This is a genomic window from Tabrizicola sp. (assembly GCF_031377265.1).
Taxonomy (GTDB): Bacteria; Pseudomonadota; Alphaproteobacteria; order Rhodobacterales; family Rhodobacteraceae; genus JAUYQR01.
Map to the genome: position 1 here is coordinate 15,854 of NZ_JANMET010000211.1, position 26,192 is coordinate 42,045.

The 26,192-nt window shown below is 63.6% G+C and carries 30 protein-coding genes; 12 read left to right on the forward strand and 18 right to left on the reverse strand.

The annotated features are described in order from the left end of the window. Positions 1-103: 103 nt before the first annotated feature. Together RMO18_RS12355 and pyrC are read right to left on the reverse strand one after the other, a co-directional pair. Positions 104-784: an orotate phosphoribosyltransferase gene (locus tag RMO18_RS12355; protein ID WP_309666257.1), complete on the reverse strand. Its 681-nt coding sequence runs from the start codon at positions 782-784 to the stop codon at positions 104-106. Between the two features lie 17 nt (positions 785-801). After that, positions 802-1,842, reverse strand: a complete 1,041-nt coding sequence (gene pyrC / locus RMO18_RS12360) for a dihydroorotase (RefSeq protein WP_309666260.1) — start codon at positions 1,840-1,842, stop codon at positions 802-804. Between the two features lie 89 nt (positions 1,843-1,931). Between pyrC and RMO18_RS12365 the strand changes: the two genes are divergently transcribed. Both RMO18_RS12365 and RMO18_RS12370 read left to right on the forward strand, forming a co-directional pair. Next, positions 1,932-2,294, forward strand: coding sequence for a lysozyme inhibitor LprI family protein (locus RMO18_RS12365; RefSeq protein ID WP_309666262.1), 363 nt, complete (start codon positions 1,932-1,934; stop codon positions 2,292-2,294). A 22-nt stretch (positions 2,295-2,316) separates the two neighbouring features. Further along, a complete protein-coding gene (locus RMO18_RS12370) occupies positions 2,317-2,712 on the forward strand; it encodes a lysozyme inhibitor LprI family protein (RefSeq protein ID WP_309666264.1) in 396 nt (131 codons plus the stop codon). Positions 2,713-2,718: 6 nt separating this feature from the next. Here RMO18_RS12370 and RMO18_RS12375 read toward each other — a convergent pair whose 3' ends face one another. The 3 genes from RMO18_RS12375 to RMO18_RS12385 all read right to left on the reverse strand — a co-directional run bounded on the left by RMO18_RS12375 (position 2,719) and on the right by RMO18_RS12385 (position 6,170). Then, complete coding sequence (locus tag RMO18_RS12375) at positions 2,719-3,621, reverse strand: phosphoadenosine phosphosulfate reductase (protein WP_309666265.1); 903 nt, start codon at positions 3,619-3,621, stop codon at positions 2,719-2,721. Positions 3,622-3,823: 202 nt separating this feature from the next. After that, on the reverse strand, positions 3,824-4,843 hold the full coding sequence (locus tag RMO18_RS12380) for a glycosyltransferase family 2 protein (protein ID WP_309666266.1): 1,020 nt from the start codon (positions 4,841-4,843) through the stop codon (positions 3,824-3,826). A gap of 106 nt (positions 4,844-4,949) precedes the next feature. Next, positions 4,950-6,170: an acyl-CoA dehydrogenase gene (locus RMO18_RS12385; RefSeq protein ID WP_309666267.1), complete on the reverse strand. Its 1,221-nt coding sequence runs from the start codon at positions 6,168-6,170 to the stop codon at positions 4,950-4,952. A gap of 89 nt (positions 6,171-6,259) precedes the next feature. On the opposite strand from RMO18_RS12385, the gene RMO18_RS12390 reads away from it, so the two are divergent. The 8 genes from RMO18_RS12390 to RMO18_RS12425 all read left to right on the forward strand — a co-directional run bounded on the left by RMO18_RS12390 (position 6,260) and on the right by RMO18_RS12425 (position 14,808). After that, positions 6,260-7,192 carry a LysR substrate-binding domain-containing protein gene (locus RMO18_RS12390; protein WP_309666299.1) on the forward strand — a complete coding sequence of 311 codons (933 nt, stop codon included), beginning with the start codon at positions 6,260-6,262 and terminating at the stop codon, positions 7,190-7,192. A gap of 51 nt (positions 7,193-7,243) precedes the next feature. Continuing rightward, positions 7,244-8,116: a MoxR family ATPase gene (locus tag RMO18_RS12395; protein ID WP_309666301.1), complete on the forward strand. Its 873-nt coding sequence runs from the start codon at positions 7,244-7,246 to the stop codon at positions 8,114-8,116. 67 nt (positions 8,117-8,183) lie between these two features. After that, complete coding sequence (locus tag RMO18_RS12400; RefSeq protein ID WP_309666269.1) at positions 8,184-9,068, forward strand: MBL fold metallo-hydrolase; 885 nt, start codon at positions 8,184-8,186, stop codon at positions 9,066-9,068. Beyond that, positions 9,058-10,323, forward strand: a complete 1,266-nt coding sequence (locus RMO18_RS12405; protein ID WP_309666271.1) for a VWA domain-containing protein — start codon at positions 9,058-9,060, stop codon at positions 10,321-10,323. Before RMO18_RS12400 ends, RMO18_RS12405 begins: the two co-directional genes overlap by 11 nt. 479 nt (positions 10,324-10,802) lie before the next feature. After that, positions 10,803-11,309, forward strand: coding sequence for a hypothetical protein (locus RMO18_RS12410; protein ID WP_309666272.1), 507 nt, complete (start codon positions 10,803-10,805; stop codon positions 11,307-11,309). Continuing rightward, entirely contained in the window at positions 11,216-12,700 is a 1,485-nt protein-coding gene (locus RMO18_RS12415) for an OmpA family protein (protein WP_309666273.1), read from the forward strand. The genes RMO18_RS12410 and RMO18_RS12415 overlap by 94 nt, the downstream gene beginning before the upstream one ends. 114 nt (positions 12,701-12,814) lie before the next feature. Then, positions 12,815-13,801 carry an XdhC family protein gene (locus RMO18_RS12420; protein WP_309666274.1) on the forward strand — a complete coding sequence of 329 codons (987 nt, stop codon included), beginning with the start codon at positions 12,815-12,817 and terminating at the stop codon, positions 13,799-13,801. Then, the gene (locus RMO18_RS12425) at positions 13,801-14,808 is read left to right on the forward strand and encodes a molybdopterin-binding protein (RefSeq protein WP_309666275.1); all 1,008 of its coding nucleotides are present in this window, start codon (positions 13,801-13,803) and stop codon (positions 14,806-14,808) included. The genes RMO18_RS12420 and RMO18_RS12425 overlap by 1 nt, the downstream gene beginning before the upstream one ends. A gap of 88 nt (positions 14,809-14,896) precedes the next feature. Here RMO18_RS12425 and infC read toward each other — a convergent pair whose 3' ends face one another. Further along, positions 14,897-15,436, reverse strand: coding sequence for a translation initiation factor IF-3 (infC, locus tag RMO18_RS12430; RefSeq protein ID WP_405054066.1), 540 nt, complete (start codon positions 15,434-15,436; stop codon positions 14,897-14,899). A gap of 212 nt (positions 15,437-15,648) precedes the next feature. On the opposite strand from infC, the gene RMO18_RS12435 reads away from it, so the two are divergent. Beyond that, on the forward strand, positions 15,649-16,068 hold the full coding sequence (locus RMO18_RS12435) for a hypothetical protein (RefSeq protein ID WP_309666277.1): 420 nt from the start codon (positions 15,649-15,651) through the stop codon (positions 16,066-16,068). A gap of 86 nt (positions 16,069-16,154) precedes the next feature. On the opposite strand, the gene RMO18_RS12440 is transcribed toward RMO18_RS12435, so the two are convergent. Genes RMO18_RS12440 through cobA form a run of 6 tightly spaced genes read right to left on the reverse strand, consistent with a single transcriptional unit; the run spans position 16,155 to position 20,924 of the window. Further along, the gene (locus RMO18_RS12440) at positions 16,155-16,976 is read right to left on the reverse strand and encodes a ferredoxin--NADP reductase (RefSeq protein ID WP_309666279.1); all 822 of its coding nucleotides are present in this window, start codon (positions 16,974-16,976) and stop codon (positions 16,155-16,157) included. A gap of 55 nt (positions 16,977-17,031) precedes the next feature. Further along, positions 17,032-17,436 carry a DUF934 domain-containing protein gene (locus RMO18_RS12445; RefSeq protein ID WP_309666281.1) on the reverse strand — a complete coding sequence of 135 codons (405 nt, stop codon included), beginning with the start codon at positions 17,434-17,436 and terminating at the stop codon, positions 17,032-17,034. After that, entirely contained in the window at positions 17,433-18,191 is a 759-nt protein-coding gene (locus tag RMO18_RS12450; RefSeq protein WP_309666283.1) for a phosphoadenylyl-sulfate reductase, read from the reverse strand. The genes RMO18_RS12445 and RMO18_RS12450 overlap by 4 nt, the downstream gene beginning before the upstream one ends. After that, complete coding sequence (locus RMO18_RS12455; protein WP_309666285.1) at positions 18,181-19,851, reverse strand: nitrite/sulfite reductase; 1,671 nt, start codon at positions 19,849-19,851, stop codon at positions 18,181-18,183. The genes RMO18_RS12450 and RMO18_RS12455 overlap by 11 nt, the downstream gene beginning before the upstream one ends. A gap of 9 nt (positions 19,852-19,860) precedes the next feature. After that, positions 19,861-20,166 (reverse strand): DUF2849 domain-containing protein, encoded by a 306-nt coding sequence (locus RMO18_RS12460; protein WP_309666287.1) that lies wholly within the window; start codon positions 20,164-20,166, stop codon positions 19,861-19,863. Beyond that, on the reverse strand, positions 20,163-20,924 hold the full coding sequence (cobA, locus tag RMO18_RS12465; RefSeq protein WP_309666288.1) for a uroporphyrinogen-III C-methyltransferase: 762 nt from the start codon (positions 20,922-20,924) through the stop codon (positions 20,163-20,165). The genes RMO18_RS12460 and cobA overlap by 4 nt, the downstream gene beginning before the upstream one ends. 137 nt (positions 20,925-21,061) lie before the next feature. Here cobA and RMO18_RS12470 point away from each other — a divergent pair, with 137 nt between their 5' ends. Next, a complete protein-coding gene (locus RMO18_RS12470; RefSeq protein ID WP_309666290.1) occupies positions 21,062-21,523 on the forward strand; it encodes an Lrp/AsnC family transcriptional regulator in 462 nt (153 codons plus the stop codon). A gap of 63 nt (positions 21,524-21,586) precedes the next feature. Here RMO18_RS12470 and RMO18_RS12475 read toward each other — a convergent pair whose 3' ends face one another. The 6 genes from RMO18_RS12475 to RMO18_RS12500 all read right to left on the reverse strand — a co-directional run. Continuing rightward, on the reverse strand, positions 21,587-22,768 hold the full coding sequence (locus tag RMO18_RS12475) for a cytochrome P450 (protein ID WP_309666292.1): 1,182 nt from the start codon (positions 22,766-22,768) through the stop codon (positions 21,587-21,589). 4 nt (positions 22,769-22,772) lie between these two features. Further along, positions 22,773-23,687, reverse strand: coding sequence for a DMT family transporter (locus RMO18_RS12480; protein ID WP_309666293.1), 915 nt, complete (start codon positions 23,685-23,687; stop codon positions 22,773-22,775). Positions 23,688-23,774: 87 nt separating this feature from the next. After that, positions 23,775-24,515, reverse strand: a complete 741-nt coding sequence (gene tpiA, locus RMO18_RS12485) for a triose-phosphate isomerase (protein WP_309666294.1) — start codon at positions 24,513-24,515, stop codon at positions 23,775-23,777. Between the two features lie 239 nt (positions 24,516-24,754). Then, on the reverse strand, positions 24,755-25,114 hold the full coding sequence (locus tag RMO18_RS12490) for an iron-sulfur cluster assembly accessory protein (RefSeq protein ID WP_309666295.1): 360 nt from the start codon (positions 25,112-25,114) through the stop codon (positions 24,755-24,757). A 22-nt stretch (positions 25,115-25,136) separates the two neighbouring features. Continuing rightward, complete coding sequence (locus RMO18_RS12495; protein WP_309666296.1) at positions 25,137-25,850, reverse strand: DUF3307 domain-containing protein; 714 nt, start codon at positions 25,848-25,850, stop codon at positions 25,137-25,139. Further along, positions 25,847-26,192, reverse strand: a 346-nt coding sequence (locus tag RMO18_RS12500; protein ID WP_309666298.1) for a hypothetical protein, incomplete at its 5' end; no start/stop codon positions are given. The genes RMO18_RS12495 and RMO18_RS12500, both read right to left, overlap by 4 nt.

Below are 26,192 nucleotides of genomic sequence, written 5' to 3' on the forward strand. Positions count from 1 at the left end.
GCGAGGCAGGCGAAGTCCGCCGCAACGATATCGATTCGGAACCAGGCTTATCCACAATTGCCCCACAGCGCCGCCCACCGGTTTGTTTGCGCTGACTGCCGCGTCAGGCCGGTTTGCGCGCATCCTGCCAGGCACGGGGCGAAGTGAGGAAGGCTTCGACCTCGGTCAACGTGGCGGCATCAAAGCTATTTTGCGCGCGAGCCTCGGCCAGCACGTCCCACCAGGTACAGAGGTGGTGCAAGGCAATGCCGTGATCGGCGAGCCGCTGGGTGGTTTCGGGGAAGATGCCGTAGTAAAAGATCACCGCCGTATGAGAGCAGGTGGCACCGGTTTCCCGGATTGCGTCAACGAACGAAAGCTTAGAGCCACCGTCGGTGGTAAGGTCTTCGACCAACAGCACGCGCTGGCCGGGTGTCATTACCCCTTCGATGCGGGCGTTGCGGCCATAACCCTTTGGCTTTTTGCGCACATAGGTCATTGGCAGGGCCATCCGTTCAGCCACCAGCGCTGCAAACGGGATGCCTGCGGTTTCGCCCCCCGCGATGTTATCAAACGCCTCAAACCCGGCGTCTCGCATCACGGTGATGGTCAGGAAATTCATTAAAGTTGCGCGGATACGCGGGTAGCTGATCAGCTTGCGGCAATCGATGTAGGTCGGCGACGGCAGGCCGGAGGCCAGCGTGAACGGGGTTTCGGCGTTGAAATGCACGGCCTTGATTTCCAGCAAGGCGCGGGCCGTCAGGCGGGCGATTTCGTCACGGGGCGGGAAGGCGCTGGGGATCATGGCAGGGCTCGCAAGGATCAGGCTTCGACGCGCCAGTGCACGGGGAAACCGGGGTTGAAGACGGTGACGGGGCCTGCCTCGGTAACGATCTTGTCGGGGAAAGGCGGGGGGGTGGCGTGTTTGACCAGGCGCAACGTCGTCTGGTTCACGGGCAGCCGGTAGAAGGCCGGGCCGTTCAGCGAGGTGAAGGCCTCCAGCCGGTCCAGCGCGCCGTCCTCTTCGAAGACATGGGCCAAGAGCGGCATGGTGTTGGTCGCGGTGAAGCAGCCGGCACAGCCGCAGGCCTGTTCCTTCAGCGCGTCAGTATGCGGCGCGGAATCGGTGCCGAGGAAAAATTGCGGATTGCCCGAGGTCGCCGCGGCGCGCAGGGCAAGGCGGTGCTTTTCGCGCTTGGCCACCGGCAGGCAGTAATAATGCGGCCTGATCCCGCCTGCGAGGATGTGGTTGCGGTTGAGGATCAGGTGATGCGTGGTGATGGTCGCCCCAAGCGTCGGGCCGGCGCTGCTGGCGTAAGCCACGCCTTCCTCTGTCGTGATATGCTCCATCACCACGCGCAGGCCGGGCAAGCGGCGGCGCAAGGGATCAAGCACGGTGTCGATGAACACGGCCTCGCGGTCGAAAATGTCGACCTCGGGCGTGGTAACCTCGCCGTGCACGCACAGGGGCAGACCGACTTCGGCCATCTTTTCCAGCACTGGCAAGACGCGGGTCAGATCGCGCACCCCGCCGTGGGAATTGGTGGTGGCCCCGGCCGGGTACAGCTTGACCGCCTTCACAACGCCAGAGGCTGCTGCGGCGGCAACATCGGCGGGATCGGTGTCTTCGGTCAGATACAACGTCATCAGCGGTTCAAACACCGCCCCTTTGGGCAGCGCCGCCAAAATCCGGTCACGGTAGCCAACTGTATCGGCCAGCGTCACCACCGGCGGCACAAGGTTCGGCATGATGATCGCGCGGGCGAAATCGCGGGCGGTCTCGGGCAATACGGCGCGCAGCATCGCCCCGTCGCGCAGATGCAGGTGCCAGTCGTCGGGGCGGCGGATCGTGATCTGTTGCATGCCCCTCGGGTAGCGCAAACCAGACCCCAAGGCCAGTGGCTTCGTGGCGCAATTTCCGGCTATGATAGGCCGCAAACGAGGATGGGAACATGCGCATTCCAGTGATGTTTGCAGCAGTGTTGGCAGCAGGGCAGGCAACGGCCCAGACCGAGCCTGCCGCCTGCATCACCCAAAAGACCACGCTGGAAATGATTGAGTGCCAGCAGTTCTGGCTGGCCGAAGCAGAGCGCGAATTGGCACTAGCTGCCGATGACGCCCGCGCGGCTTTTCCGAAATATGCGTTCAATGTTGATATCGCGCAGGAAAACTGGTTTCGCTATCGGGATGCGCAGTGCCATTTCATGGTTGCCTGGGACGATGGTGGCACTATCGCCCCGGTCAATGCGCTGAGCTGCAAGATCGAAGAAACCAAACGGCGGACGGCAGAGCTTTCCGGTGTTCCTAACCGCTGAAACCAATGATGAAAGAGATCCCATGACCCACAGCCTGCGCCTTGCTGCCTTGCTTTGCCTGCTTTGTGCGCCCGCCACCGCGCAAGAGGTGGATTGCGCCAACGCCATGGCCCAGCAAGAGCTGAACATCTGCGCTGAACAGGACTGGCAGAAGGCCGACATCGCCCTGAACATTACCTACAAAGAGGTGATGGCCGAAATGAAGGCAATGGATGAAGGTCTGCCGGAAGAGCTGCAAGGCGCGGAGGCGGCGCTGCGCGAGGCGCAGCGCGCCTGGGTGGCGTTTCGCGACGCAAATTGCGAAGCGGCCGGGTTCGAGATGCGGGGCGGGTCTGCCGAGGCGTTGCTGGTCTATGGCTGCCTGCGCCGGATGACTGTCGATCGGACCCAAGAACTGGCCGAGCTGAACCAGTTCTGAACGGGTTCAGCCGCCGGTCAGATCGGCAAGCCGCTTGGCAAATCGCGGTGCGCGTAGCCGTGCGGTGACTGACCGGCAGATCATCACCTCGCGGGCAGGATGGCCGCTGCGTTCGGCCGCATACAGCAACGCCCGCAGGTAGCTGGCGTTGGACCGCCGCCCGCGCCAAAGCCGTGAAAAGCCGAAAGCGGTCATCTTGCCGTCCATCACCGCGGCAAGGATGCGGTCAAGCACCTGCATCTCGATCAGTGTATCCTCGGTACCCTCACCAGTATGGCGGGCGCGCAGCTGCGTGACCCATGGACGGTCGAACAGGGCGGCATGCATCGCGTCGCGGCTGTTCAGCGGATCATGGATCAGCCAGACCCGGTTGGCGCCTTCGGTCATGTCAGGGGCATAGCCGTAGCGGTCGGTAAAGTTGAACTTGCGGGCTTTCAGATGACGCTTGTCCCATCCTGCGCGTGCGGGGTCCATCGTCGCGCACGGGGCGACCAGAACCAGCTCGGCACCGGGGGCCGACGCCGAAAAGGCTGCGGCCGCATAGCCCGCCGGGCCCGACCCGTAAAACAGCACGTGGTCGAACTCCTCGAGAAATCCGTCGTCGACCAGCCTGTCAAAATAGCGGTACACCGCCGGGTCACGCCACCACGTCTCACCCTCGGCGATGATGCACAGGTGCGACCAGCCCCGGGCGTTTGCCAAAGCCTGATGCGCGGGCATGTTGCCTTCGCGGCTGCGGATGTCTTCGGCCAGCTCGAAAGTCACCAATAGGATCGGCTTCTGCTCCAGAAAGAACGCCCAGTGGCGATTGCCCAAAGGCAAGAGATCGCCATTCTCGACGGTCGCAACTTCCATGGCGCGTTGCCAGTCGACAACGGCCTCAGGTCCTGGGTCTTGGACGTCCGTCATCGAGAACTTGGCTTTCCATCCTACTTGCAAGCAGTTAGCCAAGAGTTTCGCCTGTTGCGTCGATGCGAACAAGGTGCCACCGGCTTTCCGGCCTGCGCAGGCAGCGAACAACGAACCAGCATTGTTTCGTCAGGTTCCAGATTTTCCCGCTTAAGGCGAAAAGATCACGGTACGGAATGATCCGTACAACTCAGGATTGTATTCACGTTTTGCCATGCTGCCAGACAAGTTCCGCCTCGGCGCGACTGATGGCACGTGAGGCGGGTGTCATCAGAAGTTTACCGAAGATCGAACGCCATGATTCTTGCTTCATCAGCGTCAGAAACCGGTCCCTCCGCCACTGCACTGCGGCACGGTGCAATGGCCCCAAAACCAGATCGCTGTGCAACGCGCGCCGGATCTCGGCGCTGTTCAAACGCAGGATCGACGCGTCTTCGTCCTGATTGAAATTCCGTTCTACCCAATAGCCCACATCAAGCCCCGTGTCCTCGTGCACGGCACGTCCCCGGTCACATTTCAGCAAGAAGCTTTCCATCGCGCCAAGCGGATAATGGTTCAACTGGACGAGAGTGTGGTTGTCACGCCCGAAATCGGAGAAGATCCGTTTGGTAAGAAATGTATCGGACAGCGGTCGCCCGGCACCGTCAAACCAGCGCTGGGCCGCCAACCGGTCCGTCTTGGGGCTGCGCGGGCGATGCACCCCAAGTTTCGCATAGGTGCCGTCGTTGCGGTAAAGCGTCTTGAACAGCGCCGCGCGCCACGGCCAATGCAGCACGGCAGGGGCCGCAAAGGTGAAGGTTTCGGTGATCGGGCGGTCTTCATAACTGACCACGCCCGCGTTGCCGAACAGCCGCCAGGTCAGCGGAATGGCAGTCGCCTCGGGCAGAGCACCCAGCAGGGCAGTGACGGTGCGGTCGCCAACATGAATGTTGACGAACTCGTCGACGTCGATCGGCAGCAGCCAATCCGCCTCCCGCACCAACGGGTGCCGATCCGCCTGCTTCAGCGCCGCCCATTGCGGGCCACCGTCATGCGGCCCGTCATTGCGCAGGTGGGTAAGCCAGCCCATCGCGGCCAGCCGGTCCAGCATGGCATCGGTACCGTCGTCACAATCGTTGGAGAACACCAGAAAATCGGTAATGCCGCAGGCGCGGTGATGCGCCAGCCATTCCAGCAGGAATGCGCCTTCATTGCGCACCGTCAGAACGGCCGTCACCCGCATTTGCCTGCCCGTTTCATCTGTCCCCAAATATCCCCGCCAGAGGCTTCCGAAGCCACCACCGCGCGCACCGGTGCAGGCCTAGCACGGCACTCGCAGGCTGACAAAATCAGAAAAACGCCTGCAGCCCGGTGATCGCCCGCCCCAGGATCAGCGCGTGCACGTCATGCGTGCCTTCATAGGTGTTCACGGTTTCCAGGTTCACCATATGGCGTATGATCTGGTAGTCTTCCTGAATGCCGTTGCCGCCGTGCATGTCACGTGCCATGCGGGCTGCATCCAGCGCCTTGCCGCAGTTGTTGCGCTTGATGATCGAAATCATCTCGGGCGCGGCATTGGCTTCGTCCAGCAACCGACCGACCCGCAGGCTGGCCTGCAGGCCCAGCGAAATCTCGGTCATCATGTTGGCAAGCTTCAGCTGAAACAATTGCGTCTGTGCCAGTGGCCTGCCGAACTGCTTGCGGTCCAGCCCATACTGGCGCGCGGCATGCATGCAGAACTCCGCCGCGCCCATCACGCCCCAGCTGATGCCATAGCGCGCCCGATTCAGGCAGCCGAACGGACCTTTCAGCCCCTCGACAAAGGGCAACAGCGCGTCCTCGCCGACCGCAACGTCCTTCATTACGATCTCGCCGGTGACCGAGGCGCGAAGCGACAGCTTGCCCCCGATTTTCGGCGCAGACAGCCCGGTCATGCCCTTTTCAAGCACAAATCCCTTGATCTTGCCGCCATGTGCCTCGGATTTCGCCCAGACCACGAAGACATCGGCAATCGGCGCGTTGGAAATCCACATCTTTGCGCCATTCAGCACGTAGCCATTGGCCGTCTTCTTCGCCGTGGTTTTCATGCCGGAGGGGTCAGACCCTGCATCCGGTTCGGTCAGACCAAAGCAGCCGATCCACTCGCCTGAGGCGAGTTTAGGCAGAAATTTCTGCCGCTGCGCCTCGGTGCCATAGGCGTAGATCGGGTACATCACCAGACTGGACTGCACCGACATCATGCTGCGATAGCCGCTGTCGACCCGCTCCACTTCGCGCGCGATCAAGCCGTAGGCGACATAGCTTGCACCCAACCCGCCGTATTCCTCGGGGATCGTGGTGCCCAGAAGGCCCATCTCGCCCATCTCGCGGAAGATCGCGGGGTCGGTGCTCTCCTCGCGGTAGGCGGCAATCACCCGGGGTTGCAGCTTTTCCTGCGCATAGGCGCGCGCGCCATCCCGCAGCAGCCGCTCTTCCTCGGTCAGCTGGTCATTCAGGCGAAATGGATCCTCCCAATCGAACTTGGCAAGGTCGGGCGCATCTTTGGATTTCAGTTGCGGGGCATCAAGCATGGCATCCTCCGGTATCTGTTACACTTAGGATTGCATGAAACGCCGCCGCGCGCTATCGAAAGCCGGTCGCAGAGTCATGAGGAAAACTCATAATGCTACCACGCCGCTATCTGCCCTCGATCCCGTCGCTGATGGCGCTGGAGGCGGTCGGCCGTCTGGGAACCGCCTCTGCCGCTGCCGCGGAACTGGCGTTGACCCAAGGCGCGATCAGCCGCCAGCTGCAAGTGCTGGAGGACCAACTTGGCGTGCCCCTGCTGATGCGTGAGCGGCAGCGCCTGCGCCTGACCCCGGCTGCCGAGGATTACGTCCGCGAGGTGCGCCGCGCCCTGCAAACACTGGCCTCCGCCTCGCTGACCCTGCGCGCCAACCCTACGGGCGGCAGCCTGAACCTAGCCATCCTGCCCGCCTTCGGGATGCACTGGCTGGCACCGCGTCTAGCGGGCTTTGCGCAGCGCCACCCCGAGGTGACGGTGAATCTGTCCACCCGGCTGCGCCCGTTTGATTTCGCGGGCTCCGGCTTTGATGCCGCCATCCATTACGGGCGGCAGGATTGGCCGGGGGTGGACTACCTGAAACTCATGGACGAGGCGATCCTGGCGGTGGGTGCGCCCGGACTGCTTTCGGCCCCGCTTGCCGGCGCCGAGGACATCCTGCGCCTTCCGCTGTTGCAGATGGAAAGCCGCACCGGGGATTGGGGTCGCTGGCTCGCGCATCATGGGGTGGCGGGGCAAAAGCCGCCGGGCATGCTGTTTGACCAGTTCGCCACGATGACGCAGGGCGCGGTGCACGGGTTGGGTCTGGCGCTGGTGCCGACCTTCCTGATTGCGCGTGAGCTGGCCGAAGGCCGCCTGATTCCGGCCTTCGGCGGGCCAATCCCTGCCTTGGGCAGCTACTACCTCGTCTGGCCAAAGGATCAGCCGCCGCGCGCGCCCTTGGCCTCCTTCCGCCGCTGGGCCGAAGCCGAAGCGCAGAATGCCGCCTTGACCGGGCCGCAAGGTGCGGCCAAGCATGGCGTGTCCTGACCGGAGCAGACCTTGACCGCCGCCCCAACCTCCATCGACGCAGTTGAAACCATGCTGGCCGGGCAGAACTATGTCGCCTCGCGCCCCCTGGCGACGGTGGTCTTTCTGGCGCTGAAGCTTGGTCGGCCGCTGTTTCTGGAAGGCGAGGCCGGCGTCGGCAAGACCGAGATCGCCAAGGCCATCGCCACGGGCCTTGGTCGCCGTCTGATCCGGCTGCAATGCTATGAGGGGCTTGATGCGGCCTCGGCGGTGGCCGAATGGAACTTTGCTGCCCAGATGATCGCCATCCGCACAGCAGAGGCAGGCGGCGGGGCCGACCGCAACGCCCTGAAGACCGAGCTGTTCACCGAGGAATATCTGATCGAACGCCCGCTGCTGGCCGCAATGCGCCCGCAGGTGGGCGGCGCGCCGGTGCTGCTGATCGACGAACTTGACCGCACCGATGAACCGTTCGAGGCTTTCCTGCTGGAGGCATTGTCGGACTTCCAAGTCACCATCCCCGAACTTGGCACCATCAAGGCCCCCGAACCGCCCATCGTCATTCTCACCTCCAACCGCACCCGCGAAGTGCATGACGCGCTGAAACGCCGTTGCCTCTATCACTGGGTCGATTTTCCCGATTTTGCCCGCGAACTGCAGATCCTGCAGGCCCGCGCCCCCGAAGCGCAAGACCGGCTCAGCCGCGAGGTGGTGGCCTTCGTCCAGCGCTTGCGCCGCGAGGATCTGTTCAAGCGCCCCGGGGTGGCCGAAACCATCGACTGGGCGAAATGCCTGCTCGCTTTGGACTGCGTGCAACTGTCGCCAGAGGTGATCGCCGATACGCTGGGCGCCATCCTGAAATACCAGGACGACATTGAGAAACTGCAAGGCTCTGAAGCCAAACGCATCCTTGACGAGGTTCGCAAGGAGCTGCCCTCCGCTTAGGTCTTCATCCGTCCAAAAATATCCCCGCCGGAGGCATCCGCACTTTCATCCCGCACAAAGGCCCGCCATGCACCCGCCACACCTGCGCATCCTGACCGCGCATCCCGGCCTCTATGCCTATTACGACGGCCGTGTTCCCGGCTACCGCTTCGATTTGCGTGAAAACTGGGTTGATGACGGCGCGCTGTCGCTGGGAATCGCCAGCTTTGCGCTGGTGCAGGGCGATCAGGCGCTGGTTTATGACACCGGCACAACGCTCGCCCACGGCCAGGCGATCCGGGCGCATCTTGACGGGCTTGGCGTGCGGCACATGCGCGTGATCCTCAGCCATTGGCACAAGGATCATGTGGCCGGCACGGCGGCATTCGCCGGGGTGGAGGTGATTGCCACGGCCAAAACGGCGGCCCATCTTGCCGCCCGCCGGGAACAGATCGAGGGAGGGGCTGAGTGGCCGCCGATCAAGCCGCTGGTCCTGCCCACCACCACCTATTCGAACCACCTGTCGCTGACCCTTGGCACCCTCGCGGTCGAGCTGATCGAAGTGAACATCCATTCCGACGATGCCACGGTCTTGTGGCTGCCCGCCGCGCGCATCCTGCTTGCCGGTGACACGATGGAAGACACGCTGACCTATGTCGGCGAACCTGAACATTTCGCCACCCACTTGGCCGATCTTGCACGGCTCGCAGCCCTTGGCCCCGCGCATATCCTGCCCTGCCATGGCGATCCGGATATCATCGCCAAAGGTGGCTACGGGCCGGGCCTGATTGCGGCCACCGCGCGCTATGTGGGCTTTCTGGTCGCTCTGAAGGATCATCCCGAACGCGGCAATACCCCGTTGCAAGACATTCTCGCCCCAGATCTTGCCGCTGGCGATCTGCACTGGTTTGAACCCTACGCGCGGGTACACACATCGAACGTGACCGAGGTCTTGTCTGGCAATGCCCGCTAACTATGCCCCCCTCGACATCCCCGAGGATGGCAAGCTGGCCCATAACATCACCCATTTTGCCCGCGCCTTGCGCAAGGCCGGGCTGCCCATCGGCCCCGGCCGGGTGATCGACACCATCCGCGCGGTCGAAGCTGCGGGGTTCAGCCAGCGGCGCGACTTCTTTCATGTGCTGCAAGCCTGCCTTGTCAGCCGGCCCGAGGAACGCCGGGTGTTCGAACAGGTCTTTCGCCTCTTTTGGCGCGACCCGCGGTATCTGGAACACATGATGTCGCTGCTGTTGCCGCAGATCCGTGGCGTGCAGGAGGACCGCCCCGCCGAGGCCGCCGAGCGCCGCGCCGCCGAAGCGCTGCTTGACGGTGCCCAGCCGCCACCGCCAAAGCCCGACACTGCCGCCGAGGACGGCGACGAGATCGAGATCGACGCCTCGGTCACGATGTCGTCGGACGAAAGGCTGCGCACGCTGGATTTCGAACTGATGTCGATGGCCGAAATGGCGGATGCCAAGCGCATGCTGGCGCAGTTGTCGCTGCCGGTGAAGCCGCTGGTCACCCGGCGTGGCCGCGCAGCTGTGCACGGCCCCCGCATTGATGTGCGCCGCACTTTGCGCGCCAGCCTGCAGACCGGGGGCGAGATCACGGCACTAGCGCACAAGGCCCCGGCAATCCGCTGGCCGAACCTGATCGTGCTCTGTGACATTTCCGGCTCGATGTCGGATTACAGCCGGATGGTGCTGCATTTCGTGCATGCGGTGGCCAACCGCAAAGGGCAGGGCTGGGCACGGGTGCATGCCTTTACCTTCGGTACCCGGCTGACCAACATCACCCGCCATCTGCGCAGCCGCGACGTGGATGCAGCCCTGAAATCGGCGGGGGCCGAGGCGCAGGATTGGTCTGGCGGCACCCGGATCGGGGCGTCGCTCCGGGCCTTCAACCGCGATTGGTCGCGCCGGGTTCTGGGGCAGGGGGCGGTGGTCCTGCTGATCACCGACGGGCTGGACCGCGACGCCACCGATCTGCTGGGTGGCGAAATGCAGCGCCTACATCTGTCGTGCCGCCGGCTGATCTGGTTGAACCCTTTGTTGCGCTGGACCGGCTTTGCGCCAAAGGCCAGCGGCATCCGCGCCATGCTGCCGCATGTCGACAGCTTTCGCGCGGGCCATTCGATTGCCTCGCTGGAGGACCTGGGGCGTGCCATATCCGACCCCGGTGATGCCGGTGAAAAGGCACGGCTGATGGCGATGATCGGGGCCGCCTGACCGCGCTTGGCTAAGCGGCAGCCCGCCCAATGCTATCGCATTGCCGCCGGGTGATATCGCATATCGGATCAATTGGCGCTTTGTTAGGACGGGTAGAGACCCACGAGGGAACCAGATCGAATCGGTCCGCGTTACCAAGGGTCTGCCAGCAAGAGGATTTGGTATGAGAAAGCTTCTGATTTCGACCACGGCATTGTCTGTGGCGCTATCCCCGTTCAGCACGTTTCCCAGCTTTGCCCAAACCGTGGCCGAGGACGGATCGGTCATCGGCCCGGATGGATCGGTGCTCTGTGTGCCGACGGCGGAGGCCCCCTGCGATCTTGACGCGATCATGGCCATTCTGAAAGACGCAGAGGCCGCCGCTGCCGCAGACGCCGCAGCCCAAGCCGAAGCTGCGGCCGCAGCGCAAGCGGAAGCCGACGCAGCCGCAGCTGCAAAGGCCGAAGCAGATGCCGCTGCCGCCGGACAGGTAGAAGCTGATGCCGCTGCCGCTGCGCAAGCGGAAGCAGATGCTGCCGCTGCAGAACAAGCTGAAGCAGCTGCCGCAGCTGCCGCAGCGCAAGCGGAAGCAGATGCTGCCGCTGCAGTACAAGCTGAAGCAGAGGCCGCCGCTGCCGCTGCGCAAGCGGAAGCTGATGCAGCCGCAGCCGCACAGGCCGAAGCGGATGCCGCTGCCGCTGCCGCTGCCGCTGCCGCAGCGCAAGCTGAAGCAGATGCAGCCGCTGCAGCCGCTGCAGCACAGGCCGAAGCAGATGCAGCCGCCGCACAGGCCGCGGCAGACGCAGCCGCCGCCGCTGCCGCAGCGCAAGCTGAAGCAGATGCAGCCGCTGCAGCGCAGGCCGAAGCAGATGCAGCCGCCGCCGCCGCGCAAGAGCCTGTTGCTGAAGAACCGGTGGCTGAAGAACCGGTTGCCGAAGAGCCTGTGGCCGAAGAGCCTGTGGCTGAAGAGCCAGTTGCTGAAGAGCCGGTTGCCGAGGAGGCTGTAACTGAAGAGCCGGTCACCGAAGAACCTGTGGCCGAAGCGCCGGTTGTTGAAGACCCGGCTGTTCTGGCTGCTGAAGCTGAGGCGCTTGCTGCGGCTGAGGCAGAGCTTGCCATCACCGATGACGGAACCGTTGCGGACCCGGCTGCCGGCCTGAAAACCGCCGAAGTTGACGCTTCGGTGGTGGTGGAACCTGTCGATGCACCAGTCGTCAGCGAAACCGAAGTCGAAACGCTGACCGAGCTTTTGACAGCCGACCCGGCCCTTGGCGATGCGACGGCGCTGGGTGCTGCCGAAACTCTGGCCGAAGCGCCGCCTGCCGAAGGGACATCCCTGCTGGAAACCGCAGCCCCCGCCGATGCGGTGAGTGCGGTGACCGAAGTGCTGACCGAAGACAGCCGCCGCACCTCGGCTGAAGAATTTGGTGCAGCGCCGGTGGCATTGGCGAGCGGCAAGAAGAACAAACTGTCGGATCTGGAAAAGGCCGGCTTGATCGTGCTGGGGGCGCTTGTCGTCGGCGCGATCATCAAGAACAATCGGATTAACAATTCAGTCAACGAAGGCCCGGTTGGCGACAGCCGCGTCGTGTCGAACACTGGCGACCGGGTGATCGTGCTAAAGCCGGACGGCACCTACCAGGTCTACCGGGATGACGACAGCATCATCCGCCAGCCCGGATCGACAGTGCGGACTGAAACCTACCGCGACGGTTCGACCCGGACCATTGTAGAGCGTGCGGACGGCACTCAGGTCGTGACCATTCGTGACGCCACAGGCCGTGTGTTGCGCCGTGCGCAATATGACCGGCTTGGCCGCGAGATTATTCTGATCGATGATCTGGCCGAAGAAGAGGTCGTGGTGATCCGTGACCTGCCGATACCGAAAGAGCGCATCGTGATCTCCTCCAAGGACAATGACGCGGCGCTGAAGCGGGAACTGGCTGGGCTTGAGGCTGACAAGGCGGGGCGCAAGTTCTCGCTGCGTCAGATCCGCGAGATCCCGGAAGTGCGGGCGCTTGCGGCCACGATCGACGTCGAAAGCGTGACCTTCGCCAGCGGATCGGCGGCAATTGCTGCAGCCGAAGCGCGCAATCTGGCCGATCTTGGCCGGGTGATGCAGGACTTGCTGGATGAAAACCCCGGCGAGATGTTCCTCATCGAGGGCCACACGGATGCCACCGGCAAGGCTGCGATGAACCTTGCGCTGTCAGACCGGCGTGCGGAATCGGTAGCGCTGGCGCTGACGGAATACTTCGACATTCCGCCGGAAAACATGGTGATCCAAGGCTACGGTGAAACCGAACTGCTGATCGACACCTTGGAAAACGAGCCGCTGAACAGGCGGGTGGAAGTGCGCGTGATCACGCCGCTTCTGCGCAACGTGGCCCGGAACTAAGCCACCTGCCATAAGAAAGCAGCTGCGCCGCGGGCCAATGGTCCGCGGCGGTTGCATTTGCCACTGGCGGCACGGTCGCGGCGGGATCATATTCGGCGTGACGGAGGATGATCGATGACCCGAGCCGCACATGACAGCATCCCCGAGGCCGCCCTTGCCTGGCATTGCGCCGGCCAAGGGGCAGCGCTTGCGACAGTGATGGAAACCTGGGGATCAGCGCCACGTCAGGCGGGCAGCCAACTGGCGATATCCGGGTCTGGCGAAATGGTCGGCTCAGTCTCAGGCGGCTGCGTCGAGGGCGCAGTGGTCACCGAGGCGTTGGAGGCGCTGGCCGACGGGCGTGCAAGGATGCTGACCTATGGCGTCAGCGACGAGACGGCGTTCAACGTGGGCCTTGCCTGCGGCGGCACGATCCGGGTGCTGGTGGAACCGGTGGGCGAGGGGACAGAGGCGCTGCCAGAAGCACTGCTGGCCGAACTGGTGGCTGCCCGCGCCAGTGCCCGGGCCGTGGCTTTGGTGACGCGGCCCGAAGGCTGGGCCCGCACTCTTGTGTCGGCGGGGGCGGAGGCTGCGGTGGATGCGCGGCTGCGTGCTGACCGATCGGGGATGGAAGAGGACGGCCGGTTCATCGCAGTCCACAACCCGCCGCTGCGGTTGATCGTGGTCGGGGCTGTGCATATTGCCCAACCGCTTTTGACCATTGCGCGGACCTGTGGCTATGCCTGCACCCTGATCGACCCGCGCGCGGCTTTTGGATCGCACGCACGGTTTCCGGGCGAGACGATCCTGGATGACTGGCCCGATGATGCGCTGGCGACCCTTGCCCCCGACACGCGGACCGCTGTGGTGACGCTGACCCATGATCCCAAGCTTGATGACCCCGCCTTGTGCTTTGCCCTGCGCGCCCCGGTGTTCTACATCGGGGCGCTGGGCTCCAAAAAGACCCATGCCAAGCGGGTTGACCGGTTGCTGCAGGCTGGCTTCAGTGAAGCCGAGATCGCGCGGATCAACGCCCCGGTCGGCCTGAATATCGGCGCGAAAACCCCCGCCGAAATTGCTGTGTCGGTGCTGGCCCAGATTACCGCCGTGCTGCGGCAGTGATGGACTTCGGCCCGGTTCCTTTGGTGCAGGCCTTGGGTGCGGTGCTGGCCCATTCGGTTCCGCTGCCCGAAGGCCGCTTGCGCAAGGGCGCGGTGTTGACCGAAGCTGATCTCGGGCGTCTGGCCGCCGTCGGATTGAGTGAGGTCACCGTAGCCCGGCTTGGCCCGGATGATATTGCCGAGGATGAGGCGGCGCTGCTGCTGGCCCAAGCGCTGGTGCCCGGTCCGCTTGCGGCGGGGCTGAGCCTGCGGGCGGTCGGCACCGGGCGGGTGAACATACACGCCGATGTCACCGGACTGGCGGAAATTCTGCCCGCCCGCATCGATGCGATGAACGCGGTAGACCCGATGATCACCGTGGCCACCGTGCCGGAATGGCAGCGGCTGGCGCAGGGCGAGATGATGGCCACAGTCAAAATCATCTCTTATGGCGTCGCGCGGTCGGCGGTCCTGGCCGCCTGTGCGGCAGGGGCTGCGGCATTGCGGATGCGTCCGGTTGCCTTGTCGCGGACCACGTTGATCCAGACGTCTCCAGCCATGGATGACGGGGAAAAAGGCCACCGCGCCATTCAAGACCGCCTGCACCGCCTTTCGGTGACGCTTGCGCCGAAACGGGTGGTGCCGCACCAGATCGCACCATTGGCAGCCGCGATCCGCGATGCGGCGGCGTCCGGGACGGAACTGATCCTGATCCTGACCAGCTCTGCCACGTCGGACCATCGTGACGTGGCACCGCAGGCGCTGGGCGTCGCAGGTGGCGTGCTGACCCATTTCGGGATGCCGGTGGATCCGGGAAACCTGCTGTTTCTGGGCCATTTGGGGGTGATCCCGGTGATCGGCCTGCCGGGCTGCGCGCGCAGCCCGGCCCTGAACGGGGCCGATTGGGTGATGGAACGGGTGATATGCGGCGTGGCGGTCGGTCCCGAACAGATCATGGCGATGGGGGTCGGCGGGCTGCTGAAGGAAATCCCGTCGCGGGGGCGCCCACGCGAGGCCCGGGCGGATTAGACCAGTTGGATTAGACCTGCGGGGGTGGGCCGCTAATGAAAACGGGGGCCGATTGGCCCCCGCAGCCTATCCATGCTGTGGATGCCCGTCAGCGCGGGCCGATCATCATCACCATCTGACGGCCTTCAAGGCGCGGGAAAGATTCGATCTTGCCGACCTCTGCCACGTCTTCTTCAACCCGCTTCAACAGCTCCAGCCCCAGTTCCTGGTGGGCCATTTCGCGGCCGCGAAAGCGCAGGGTCACCTTGACCTTGTCGCCCTCATCCAGAAACTTCATCACCGAGCGCATCTTCACGTCGTAATCATGGGTATCAGTTCCCGGACGGAACTTGATTTCCTTGATCTCGATGATCTTCTGCTTTTTGCGGGCCTCGGCTTCGCGCTTCTGGTTCTCATACTTGAACTTGCCGAAGTCCATGATCTTGCAGACCGGCGGTTCGGCATTCGGAGAAATCTCGACCAGATCCAGCCCGGCTTCTTCGGCCAGGGCCATCGCCCGGGCAGGCGTGACCACACCAACGTTTTCGCCATCTGCGCCGATTAGGCGAATTTCCGGAGACCGGATGCGGTCATTGATTCTTGGGCCGGTTTCGCGCTGGGGCGGCGCATTGTGGGGTCTGCGGGCTATGGTGTGCGTCCTTCGGGTTGTTGTCGCTTGCGGGCGCAATCTAAACGGCTGGGCGCGCCACTTCAACCCGCGACCGGGCGTTTTTATGGCGCGAATGGGTGTCAATGCGCGGTTTTTCCTGCCGATCCTGCGCTGCGGTCTTTTCAACTGGCCGCCAAACTGCCATATCAACTGCCATCCGGATCCTTCCTCCGGTTATGGGAGTCTTAGACATGAACAGAAATGTAATCATCGGTGCCATCATTGTTCTGCTGGCCGCCGGCGGATATTATCAATTCAGCTACAAGCCGGCACAAGAAGCCGCTCAGGCTGCTGCTGACGCCGCGGCAAAGGCTGAAGAAGAAGCCGCTGCTGCTGCAAAGGCCGCGGAAGACGCTGCCGCCGCCGCCGCAAAGACCGCTGCTGACGAGGCTGCCGCCGCTGCCGCTGCCGCTGCTGATGCAGCGCCTGCCGCAGCCGCTGCACTGGACCCGGCAAACTTCAACGCCGACGCAGTTGTTGCGCTGATCGACGGATCGACCCTCGATGATGCGACGAAAACCACGCTCAAGACCGCTGTCGAAGCTGCAAGGACCAACCCGGCACTGGTGGCTGACACCATCGCTCAGGTGAAAACCGCGCTCGGCATGTAAGCCAGACGGCACTGCAAACGACAAAGGCCGCAGGGGCGATCCTGCGGCCGTTTTCATGTCTGCGCGGTCGGGTGCTCTGCTGACGATCAGATGCCGTCGCCGACGAAGGCCTTTTCGACCACATATTCCAGCGGTTCGGAATTGGCACCTTCGCGCAGCCCGAATGTCTCCAGAACCGCTTTGACGTCATGGTTGAAGGCAAGACTGCCGCAGACCATCGCACGGTCGTCTTCCGGGTCCATCGGGGCAAGGCCGAGATCGGCGAACACCTTGCCCGAGGTGAGGTTGTCGGTGATCCGGCCCATATGGTGAAACGGTTCGCGCGTAGTGGTCGGGTAGTATTTCAGCTTGTCGCCCACCATGTCGCCGATCAGCGGGTCATCCTTCAGACTTTCCACCAGCTGCCGGCCATATTCCAGCTCCGCCACCTCGCGGCAGGTGTGCATCATGATGACCTGATCGTATTTCTCATAGGTCTCCGGCTCTCGCATCAGGCTGGCGAAGGGGGCAATCCCGGTACCGGTGGCCAGAAACCACAGCCGGCTGCCCGGAAGCAGCGCGTCATGCACCAGCGTGCCCACCGGTTTGGGGCGCAGGATGATCTCGTCTCCCGGCTGGATGTGCTGCAGCCTTGACGTCAGCGGGCCGTCCGGCACCTTGATCGAATAGAACTCCAGCTCCTCATCCCAGGCGGGCGAGGCGATGGAATAGGCGCGCAGCAGCGGTTTGCCGGTGTCGCCCAACAGGCCGATCATCACAAACTCGCCGGACCGAAAGCGCAAGGACTGCGGCCGCGTCACGCGGAAGGAAAACAGCCGGTCGGTCCAGTGGGTGACGGCGGTCACGGTCTGGGCGTCGGGCAGATGCGGCTTGGCGGCGTCGGTGGTCATGGCGCGGACTTCGTTCATTTGCATGCGTTCTTTGTGTGATAGGGCGAATATGCGCCGGGGGAAAGCCTGCGTGTCAGGCGCGCAGGCGCGACTGATAGTCATGCGCGCGCCAGTCGGCGCGGAATCTCCACTGATCCTCAGGCTGGCGGGCGGCAAGGTCATCCGGGATTTCCACCGCGTCAAAGCCGACGCGCCGCGCCATGGCATATTGGTCGGCGATCACCGGGCCAAGGGCGATCAGCCTGCCGGTATAGCCCATCATCCGCAGGCGGCGCGCGATGGTAAAGGCGCGCCCATCATTGAAGGCGGGAAAGGCGACGCGGATCAGGGTCAGGGCGGGTAGATAGGGTTCCAGCAGCGCCGGATCATCGGTGTTGGCCATGTCCAGTGCGCCCTGATGGGTGGCAATGTCCGCAAAGGCGACGGTTGGCGCTTGCGTTGCGGGGTGAAAGCCAGTGTCGGTGACAAGAACGCTCATGCGGCGGACTCCGTTTTGGTCAGGGGGACGCGAACGGCCTTGCCGTCAATGAAGTGAATGCCGCATTCGACCTTTTCGCTGCCGCGCCAACGACCTGCGCGGGGATCTTCGCCCGGTTTCACCGCCGTGGTGCAGGGGGCGCAGCCGATTGAGGGAAAGCCCTTGGCCACCAGCGGATGGCGGGGAAGCCGGTTCTCGACCATGTATTCTTCGATATCTTCACGGCCCCAGTGGGCCAGCGGGTTCACCTTGATCCGGGTGTCACCTTCCGCCTCAAAGAACTCCACTGATCCGCGGCTGGTGCCTTGATAGCGTTTGCGACCGGTGATCCAGCCGTCAAAGGAGGACAGCGCCCGCTCCAGCGGTTCGACCTTGCGCACGTTGCAGCAAGCGTCGGTGTTGAACTGGTGCAACGTGTTGTCGGGGTCTTCAAACGCCACACGGGGTTGGGCGGCGCGGATGGTGCGCAGATCGCACAGGTGCAGCTTCTCGGCCACCTCGCGCTGGTAATCCAGGGTTTCGGGAAACAGCATCCGGGTGTCGATGAACAAGACCGGCGTTTCCGGCGCGATCACGCTGACAAGGTGCAGCAAGACCACCGATTCCGCGCCGAAAGACGACACCAGCGCCACTTGGCCCAGATCAGCGTCGTTCAGCGAATGCTCCAGCACCGCCGTCGCTGAATGGTGGCGATAGCGGGCATTCAGCGCCGCGACCCGGTCGGCCACCGCACCTAAATGAAGATCACGCGGCATCCTGGGCTCCCTCGGCCCCGTAAAGGGCCAGCTTGAACGGCGTAAGCCCGACGCGGCGGTAGGCTTGCAAGAAGGTCTCGGTCGGCTCTGTCCGCAGGGCCAGATAGGCGCGCAGAATGCGCTCAATCGCAGGGGTGATCTCTTCGTAAGAAAAGCCCGGCCCGATCTTGTCGCCAATCACCGCGGTTTCGGTGCCGTCGCCGCCCAGCGTGATCTGGTAATTCTCCACCCCGGCGCGGTCCAGCCCAAGGATGCCGATATGGCCGACATGGTGGTGCCCGCAAGCGTTGATGCAGCCCGAGATCTTGATCTTCAGGGGACCAATCTCATGCTCCAGTTTCAGCGCTTCGAAATGCAGCGCCAGTTCTTGTGCCACGGGGATCGAGCTGGCCGTGGCCAGACTGCAATAATCCATGCCGGGGCAGGCGATGATGTCGGACAATAGCCCGACATTGGCGGTGCCAAGCCCCGCCTGCATCAACGCCGCATGCACGGCCGGCAGGTCGGACTTGTGGACATGCGGCAGGATCACGTTCTGCTCATGGCTGATGCGCAGGTCAGAATAGCCATAGGTTTCCGCAAGATCCGCCATCAGCCGCATCTGGGCACTGGTCGCGTCGCCGGGGGTTTCGCCATGCGCCTTCAGGCTGATGGTGACAATGGCGTATTGCGCATTGCGGTGTTGGGCGAGGTTCGTGTCGGCCCAGGCGCGGAACGTCGGGTCGGCCTTGTAGAAGGCGTCATAGGCATCGACCGGCGCGTTACGAAAGGCCGGCGGGGCAAAAGCCTCGGTGATTTCGGCCAAAAGCTTGATGTCGTTGCCGTGGAATTCAGGGCGCAGGTCGGCAAAGCGGTCTTCGATCATCCGGGTGATCTCTTCCACCCCGGTCTCAAACACCGTGATCTTGATGCGCGCCTTGTACTTGTTGTCGCGCCGCCCGAGCGTGTTGTAGACGCTGAGCACCGCTTCAACGTAGGGCAACAGGTCGGCCACGGGCAGGAAATCACGCACCGTATGGCCGATCATCGGGGTGCGGCCAAGGCCACCGCCGACCATCACCTCGAACCCCGGTTCGCCCGCGGCATTGCGGTGCATGCGCAGGCCGATGTCATGCGCCTTGGTCACGGCGCGGTCATTGGGGCTGCCGGTGATGGCGATCTTGAACTTGCGTGGCAGGAACTGAAACTCGGGATGGTCAGTGGACCATTGGCGCAGCAGCTCGGCATAGGGGCGCGGATCTTCGATCTCATCGGCGGCAGCCCCGGCGAAATGGTCAGCGGTGACGTTGCGCACACAGTTTCCGCTGGTCTGGATCGCGTGCATTTCCACATCGGCCAGCGCGCCCAGGATTGCGGGCACGTCGGGCAGTTTCGGCCAGTTGAACTGGATGTTCTGCCGGGTGGTAAAGTGGCCATAGCCCTTGTCCCAAGTGTCGGCAATCAGCGCCAGTTGCCGCATCTGCCGCGGACTGACGGTACCGTAGGGAATGGCCACGCGCAGCATGTAGGCATGCAGTTGCAGATACAGCCCGTTCATCAGGCGCAGCGGACGAAATTCGTCTTCGGTCAACGAACCGTCAAGGCGGCGTTCCACCTGCTGGGTGAACTGCGCCACGCGCGACCGCACGAAGGCCTCGTCGAAATCGGAATAGGAATACATGCGCTCGCCTCAGCTCGTCAGATCGGCCTGTTTGCCGTGGTTATAGTTGGAGGGGCCGCGGGTGCGGAACTCCTCGCGGAAATGCGTTGGTTCAGGGCCGTTCGACCCGGCCTTTGCATCGGCGAGATAGGCGCCGACGACAAGCAATTTCTGCGCGGACGCATGCAAAAGCCGCATCTGGGCATGGGCCTCATCCTCGATCAACTCGGCTTTGGTGTGCAGGGGGGACCACTGGTCATCGGCGGTCAGGTAGACGACATCGCCTTCGCGCAGCAGGTTGGCAGTGACGATCTTCGGGGTGAATCGACGGCTCATGCGCGGACCTCCTTCAATGTTGACAGGGCAGCGGCGGCGCGGCGCGGGGCAAGGCCGAACAGGATCACTGCCGGGCCTTGCGCCTTGGCCGCTGCTTCGGGCAGGGTGGCAAGGGTGGCGGGGATCACCCGCTCCTCAGGCCGCGAGATGTATTCGACAACGGTAACAGGCGTATCACCGCTGGCGCCGTGCATCATCAGGCGGCCCTGAATGAAGCGGGCCGATTTCTTGCCCATGTAGATCGCCGCCACTTCGCCCGGACGCGCCAGACCGCGCCAGTCCTGTTCGGCAAACCCCGCCATATCGTGGCCGGTAAGGATACGCAGGCTGGCGTTGCGCCCGCGCCGGGTCAGCGATTGGCCGATGCTGGCTGCGGCCACAGTGGCAGAGGTCAGGCCGGGAAGGATGGTGAAGGTCAGACCCGCCGCTTCCAGCGCCTCGATCTCCTCGTCCAGGCGCCCGAAGATGCCGCAATCGCCGCCCTTCAGCCGCACCACGCGCTTGCCGGTCAGCGCACGTGCGACAATGGCTGCATTGATTGTGGCCTGCGCGGTCGAGGGACCGAAACCTTCCTTGCCGACATCGACGCGGGTCACATGCGCGGGGATCAGCGCCAGCACCTGCGATCCGACCAGCCGGTCATGGATCACCACCTCGGCCTCGGTCAGCGCGCGGTAGGCGCCCAATGTCAGATGCGCAGCCGCACCGGGGCCTGCGCCAACAAAGGTAACCGGGGACAGGGCGGGTAGGCGGGACATGACGGAATTTCCTTGAATTAGACCCTCAATATAGAAGATTTTCCCGGCCTGAGGCGAGGGGGCCTTGCAGATAAGGATGTTTGTTCCGATACTGCCCCGGATCGGAACGTGGTTCCGCAAGCGGAAGGATCAGGCGAATGGCTGCCCAGCTGGATGATCTGGACCGGAAAATCCTGTCCGAACTGCAAACCGATGCCGAGCAATCGCTGGACGAGATTGCCCGCAAAGTCGGCTCCTCCAAGACCCCGGTCTGGAACCGCATCCGCCGGATGAAAGAGCAGGGCGTCATCACCCGGCAGACCGCGATTCTTGATCCTGAGGCATTGGGGCTTGAGGCGTGTTTTTTCGTGCTTATCCGCACCAGCGAACACGAGGCAGAATGGCAGCGCAAGTTCCTGAACGCCCTGCGGTCCCGCCCTGAGGTGCTGGAGGCGCACCGGCTGGCGGGCGACATCGACTACATCCTGAAGGTAAGGGTCAAGAACGCGCGGGCTTACGATACGTTTTATCAGGCGCTGATTTCGGAGGTGCGGATCTACAACGTGACTGCGCTGCTGAGCATGGAAGAGATCAAATCGACGACCGTATTGCCTTTGTGACTGCAAGCCGGGGGCCAGCCCCCGGACCCCCGGGATACTTGGGGAACAGGAAGCCATTCAGCGTTAGGTATTGACCATCAAGCGCTGCAACCCGTGGAAATGGTAAACGTCTGCATAGCGCGGTGGCTCTGCCAGACGCAGGCTAGCGTGGCGCTGGAACAGGATCGGCAATGCGGTCTGCAGTTCCAGCCGGGCCAGAGAGGCGCCCACGCAGAAGTGCAACCCGGCCCCGAAGCTTGCGTGCGGCTTGATGCGACGGTCAGGCTGAAACCGGTCAGGATGATGCCACTGGCCGGGGTCGCGGTTTGCCGCAGCCAAGAGCAGCGCCACGCGATCGCCGCGCCGGAAGGTATGCCGCATCACCTCGACATCTTCATAAGCCCAGCGGGTGAACATGTGCAGCGCCGGATCAAAGCGCAGGATTTCCTCCACCGTGCCCTCAACCGCCTCGGGTGCGAGCAGCTGCGGGGACGTGGCGCCCTCTAGCAGCGCCTTCACCCCGTTGCCGAAGGTGTGCACGGTCGCCTCATGACCGGCGTTCAGCAAAAGGATGCAGGTGGAGATCAGCTCTTCGGTCGAAAGCCGCTGGCCCTCGCTTTCGGCAGCGATGAGGTGGGTGATCAGGTCGTCGGCGGGCCGGGCGCGGCGTTCGGCGATGTAGCCGGTGAGGAAGGCCACGAAGGCCTCTGTCGCGCCTATGGCGGCGGCTTCCATCGCGGGCGTGCGGCTGGCCTGATACATGCCGACCATCGCGTTGGACCAGCGCAACAGATCGGGGGCCATCGCTTCGGGCACGCCCAGAAGCCGGGCGATGATGATTACCGGCAGCGGCTGGCCGAACGCTTGCAGCAGGTCAAACGGGCCGGACGGAAAGCGGTCGACCAACTGGTGGCTCAGGCTTTCGATCTCGGGCTGCAGGGCGGCAATCCGGCGCGAGGTGAAGGCCCGCAAGACAAGGCTGCGCAGGCGGGTATGGCGCGGCGGCTCCAGCTCCAGCATCGAATGCGCCTCGACCGCAAAGAACGGCACAAGATGCGGGGGGAAGACGGGGGTCAATTCAACGGGCGCTTCGCGGCCGAAACGGCGGTCGCGGAAGATGGCGTTCACGGCAGCCGCATTGCCGGTGCAAACCATCCCATACTCGGCCCAGCGAAAGAACGGCCCATGACTGCGGGCGGTCTCGTAAAACGGATAAGGGTCTTGCACGAACCTGGGGTCTTGCGGAGATTGCGACAGCGTTTCCATTGACTTACCGGGTCACCTTCAACAACCCCTGCGCCACCAGCGCCCCTGTCACGACAACCACCGCCCCCGCGGTTTGCCACCAGTTCCACGCGCCCCCAAGCGCAAACACGATTGCCATCACATAGAACGGCACCGCATTCATATGCAGGCTGGCCGCCCCGATGCCGATGCGCCCGACCGAAATGATCCACAGCAATTGACTGACCGCCATTGAGCCAATGCCGAAGATCGCAAGTCCCGCCATCTCGTTCATCCCGATGGCTGACCAGTCCGGCCAGGCGTCCCGTATCACGCCATCGGCCAGCGCTGCGACCAGCATCACTGCCGCCGCCCCTGTCACCGTCACCGTGCTGCGACCAAGCGCCGTCATCTGCGGCAAGGCCCGCACCGTTTCCCGCGAGCCCCAAGTATAGCACAGCACCGATGCCAGTGCCGCCAGCGCCCCGAATCCAAGGTTGACCGACGTCATCCCGCCCGACAGCCCGATCAGCCCCCCGGCCAGCGACAATACCAGCCCCAGCACCACCGCGCGCGTCAACGGCCGCCGGTCAGCCACACATTCCAGCGCAATCCCCGCAACCGGCATGATGGCGGTGACGATGGCGACCGTAACCGCATCGGTCAGCGTCAGCGCGATGATCACGAAAAACGACGCCAGCCCAAGCGCCACAAAGCCAACCCAAGCACCGCGCAGCCAGTTGGCGTGGCGCAGGCCCTGGGTCCCTTCGACGGCCCACCAGATCGGCAGCAGCACCAGTGCTGCAAGCGTCGCCCGCCCTGCCGTAAGGGCAATCGGTGGCATGTGCGGCACGATCAGATCAGCCGCGGGCAAACCTGCAGCCCACGTCACCATCGACGCAAGACAGATCAGATTGGCCGAAAGAAGCGAGCGGCGTGCCGCAATGTCAGTGAGTGTCATGGGTCAGCCTTAGCGCCACAGGTGCTGAAATGCTGTCATGCGCGCGACAGCCGGTGTCGTCGAAAGAACGATGCGGAAATCGTTTCGTCAGGTGCCCAGGGCTGCCACGATTGCTCCAAAATCTGCGGCCTTCAAGCTCGCCCCGCCCACCAGCGCACCATCGACATCGGGCACGGCAAAGATTTCTGCGGCGTTGGACGGCTTCACCGACCCGCCATACAGCAGCCGCACCCCGGCTGCCTCGACCCCGATCCGGGCGGTCAGGCGGGCACGGATGAAAGCATGCACCTCGGCAATCTCGGCAAGGGTCGGTGTGCGCCCGGTGCCGATCGCCCAGACCGGCTCGTAAGCCACGACCAGCGAGGCCGCCACCGCACCCGCAGGCACCGATCCGTCCAACTGCCCGCCAATCACCGCCAGCGTGCGGCCCGCGTCACGCTCGGCCTCGGTCTCGCCGACGCAGACAATCGCGACCAGCCCCGCAGAAACCGCCGCCACAGCCTTGGCCTGCACCAATGCATCCGTCTCGCCATGATCGGTGCGGCGCTCGGAATGGCCGACGATCACATGGCTGGCCCCGGCATCCTTCAGCATGATCGCAGAAATGTCGCCGGTATGCGCACCAGATGCCTTGGGGTGGCAATCCTGCCCGCCCACACACAGCGCGCTATCCTTTGCGAGGCTGGCCATATGCCCGATCAGCGTGGCGGGCGGGCACAGCAGCATCTCACAGGCCGGGGCAGGGTGCGCAGCGATCAGCGCCTGAACCTCGGCCAAAGCCGCCGCCGTGCCGTTCATCTTCCAGTTTCCCGCTGCAAGCTTTTTCATCGCCAGTCTCCCCCAAAGGTACCGCAAGGCGTAGCGCCTCACCTGCAAAAGGGAAAGACCTGTGCCCTTCCCTTTCCACAAATATCCTCAGGGGGTGAGCCGGAACGGCGAGGGGGCGGAACGCCCCCTAACCCCGAGCCAAAGCGCCTTGGCGCTGCGGCGAGACAAACGGCTTGCGGCTCTGCCGCTCCGCCCGGAACTCGTCAGGCGCCGAAACCCGTCAGACGGCCGCAAACCCGTCAGGCGGCGGGCTGGTCCTTGAACTTGATCGATTCGCCGCATCCGCAGGCTTCGGCCACATTCGGATTGCGGAACTTGAACCCGGCCTCCAGAAGCCCGGTTTCATAGTCGATCTCGGTGCCGATGAGGAACATCTGCGCCATGGGTGCAATCATCACCCGCGCTCCGTCCTGTTCCACCACCTCATCCAGCGGGTTCATCGAGGACACGTAGTCCATCGTGTATTCCATCCCCGCGCAGCCGCCCTTCTTTACGCCAATGCGCAATCCGGTCGCGCTTTGCTTTTCCATCAGTCGCGCGATCTGGCGACTGGCGGATGGGGTGATGGTCACTGCTGCTTTGCCGGGAATGCCGAACATGGAAACCTCGCTTTTCCTCTAGTTAAGGTAGCAGATCGGGAATTCCAAGAGAAGGCAGCAGTTTCATCATCCAGATGACGCCCGCCGAGACTGCAATCGCCCAACCGAAAGAGGCCAGCGTGCCGATGATCACATATTCGCTGAGCTTGCCTTCATCCTTGACCGCGCCAAAGCGCAGAACCGATTTTGCCGCGATCAGAAAGCCGATCCCGGCGGCTTGCCCGGTCAGCACCAGCAGATAGATCAGCCCGCGTTCCAACGTTCCGATGACCCGGCCACCGTTGCGCAGGCCCGCCGGTGTGGCATCTGCCCATGGCTGCATCAACAGGCCCACCGCAAAGCCGCCCGCCTGGGTTGCCAGGATCAGCCCTGCCAGGGCCAGCATCACACTCGGAAGCCATTGAATGCTTGCCCAGATCCCCCCAGACCACAGGTCTGGCTGGAACATTGCCAGCGCAACAATGCTCGCCAGATGCGCCGCCTGATCCGCCAGAAACGGGCCCAGACGGTTCGGGAAATACCCCGCCTTGACGGCATCAACCACCATGTGCACCCCGGCCAGCGCAAAGATCAGCGGATGCAATGATCCGGTGATCAGGATCGCAGACGCCAGCACCACCGCGATATGCGCCAGCATGGCCGTGGGCCGGCTTTTGTTCGCGACCATCCAGTCGGTCTGAAACAGGAAATCGGCGAGGGCATGGGCGAGGAGCAGGGCTGTGAGGGTTTGGATCATGCGTTATGTCCGTCTTCGTTGCTGGTGTCCTCAAAAAAGGTTTCGGTAAGCTTGATCGCGTCTAGAATCGGACCATACCCTGCACCGGTCAGTCGCAGATTTAGGGCTTGGCGTGTGATACCAAGTTTCGCGGCAATGGTTGCTTGCGTCTGATTGTCATTTTTAAGCGCGATGGCGATTGCCTCTGCTTGCGCGTGGCTCCACCGCCGAGCGATGAAGCCCAACATTGGCAACATTGCAGCGTCAGACCACTCGATCACGCCACGCAGTCTTTCGGCCCTTGCCGATTGCCCGAGTCCAGCGACTGCGTCACCCGCAATCATCATTGCTTGATCTCTCGTG

Excerpts from the sequence above, each read along its gene's own strand:
- RMO18_RS12385 (WP_309666267.1), bottom strand. The coding sequence starts at position 6,170 with ATGCTTGATGCCCCGCAACTGAAATCCAAAGATGCGCCCGACCTTGCC.
- RMO18_RS12355 (WP_309666257.1), bottom strand. The coding sequence starts at position 784 with ATGATCCCCAGCGCCTTCCCGCCCCGTGACGAAATCGCCCGCCTGACG.
- RMO18_RS12420 (WP_309666274.1), top strand. The coding sequence starts at position 12,815 with ATGACCCGAGCCGCACATGACAGCATCCCCGAGGCCGCCCTTGCCTGG.
- cobA (WP_309666288.1), bottom strand. The coding sequence starts at position 20,924 with ATGTCCCGCCTACCCGCCCTGTCCCCGGTTACCTTTGTTGGCGCAGGC.
- RMO18_RS12425 (WP_309666275.1), top strand. The coding sequence starts at position 13,801 with ATGGACTTCGGCCCGGTTCCTTTGGTGCAGGCCTTGGGTGCGGTGCTG.
- RMO18_RS12440 (WP_309666279.1), bottom strand. The coding sequence starts at position 16,976 with ATGAACGAAGTCCGCGCCATGACCACCGACGCCGCCAAGCCGCATCTG.
- RMO18_RS12370 (WP_309666264.1), top strand. The coding sequence starts at position 2,317 with ATGACCCACAGCCTGCGCCTTGCTGCCTTGCTTTGCCTGCTTTGTGCG.
- RMO18_RS12490 (WP_309666295.1), bottom strand. The coding sequence starts at position 25,114 with ATGTTCGGCATTCCCGGCAAAGCAGCAGTGACCATCACCCCATCCGCC.
- RMO18_RS12400 (WP_309666269.1), top strand. The coding sequence starts at position 8,184 with ATGCACCCGCCACACCTGCGCATCCTGACCGCGCATCCCGGCCTCTAT.
- RMO18_RS12435 (WP_309666277.1), top strand. The coding sequence starts at position 15,649 with ATGAACAGAAATGTAATCATCGGTGCCATCATTGTTCTGCTGGCCGCC.
- RMO18_RS12460 (WP_309666287.1), bottom strand. The coding sequence starts at position 20,166 with ATGAGCCGTCGATTCACCCCGAAGATCGTCACTGCCAACCTGCTGCGC.
- RMO18_RS12495 (WP_309666296.1), bottom strand. The coding sequence starts at position 25,850 with ATGATCCAAACCCTCACAGCCCTGCTCCTCGCCCATGCCCTCGCCGAT.
- RMO18_RS12475 (WP_309666292.1), bottom strand. The coding sequence starts at position 22,768 with ATGGAAACGCTGTCGCAATCTCCGCAAGACCCCAGGTTCGTGCAAGAC.
- RMO18_RS12445 (WP_309666281.1), bottom strand. The coding sequence starts at position 17,436 with ATGAGCGTTCTTGTCACCGACACTGGCTTTCACCCCGCAACGCAAGCG.
- RMO18_RS12395 (WP_309666301.1), top strand. The coding sequence starts at position 7,244 with ATGCTGGCCGGGCAGAACTATGTCGCCTCGCGCCCCCTGGCGACGGTG.
- RMO18_RS12365 (WP_309666262.1), top strand. The coding sequence starts at position 1,932 with ATGCGCATTCCAGTGATGTTTGCAGCAGTGTTGGCAGCAGGGCAGGCA.
- RMO18_RS12480 (WP_309666293.1), bottom strand. The coding sequence starts at position 23,687 with ATGACACTCACTGACATTGCGGCACGCCGCTCGCTTCTTTCGGCCAAT.
- RMO18_RS12450 (WP_309666283.1), bottom strand. The coding sequence starts at position 18,191 with ATGCCGCGTGATCTTCATTTAGGTGCGGTGGCCGACCGGGTCGCGGCG.
- pyrC (WP_309666260.1), bottom strand. The coding sequence starts at position 1,842 with ATGCAACAGATCACGATCCGCCGCCCCGACGACTGGCACCTGCATCTG.
- RMO18_RS12455 (WP_309666285.1), bottom strand. The coding sequence starts at position 19,851 with ATGTATTCCTATTCCGATTTCGACGAGGCCTTCGTGCGGTCGCGCGTG.
- RMO18_RS12405 (WP_309666271.1), top strand. The coding sequence starts at position 9,058 with ATGCCCGCTAACTATGCCCCCCTCGACATCCCCGAGGATGGCAAGCTG.
- RMO18_RS12375 (WP_309666265.1), bottom strand. The coding sequence starts at position 3,621 with ATGACGGACGTCCAAGACCCAGGACCTGAGGCCGTTGTCGACTGGCAA.
- RMO18_RS12470 (WP_309666290.1), top strand. The coding sequence starts at position 21,062 with ATGGCTGCCCAGCTGGATGATCTGGACCGGAAAATCCTGTCCGAACTG.
- RMO18_RS12410 (WP_309666272.1), top strand. The coding sequence starts at position 10,803 with ATGCCGCTGCCGCTGCGCAAGCGGAAGCAGATGCTGCCGCTGCAGAAC.
- tpiA (WP_309666294.1), bottom strand. The coding sequence starts at position 24,515 with ATGAAAAAGCTTGCAGCGGGAAACTGGAAGATGAACGGCACGGCGGCG.
- RMO18_RS12380 (WP_309666266.1), bottom strand. The coding sequence starts at position 4,843 with ATGCGGGTGACGGCCGTTCTGACGGTGCGCAATGAAGGCGCATTCCTG.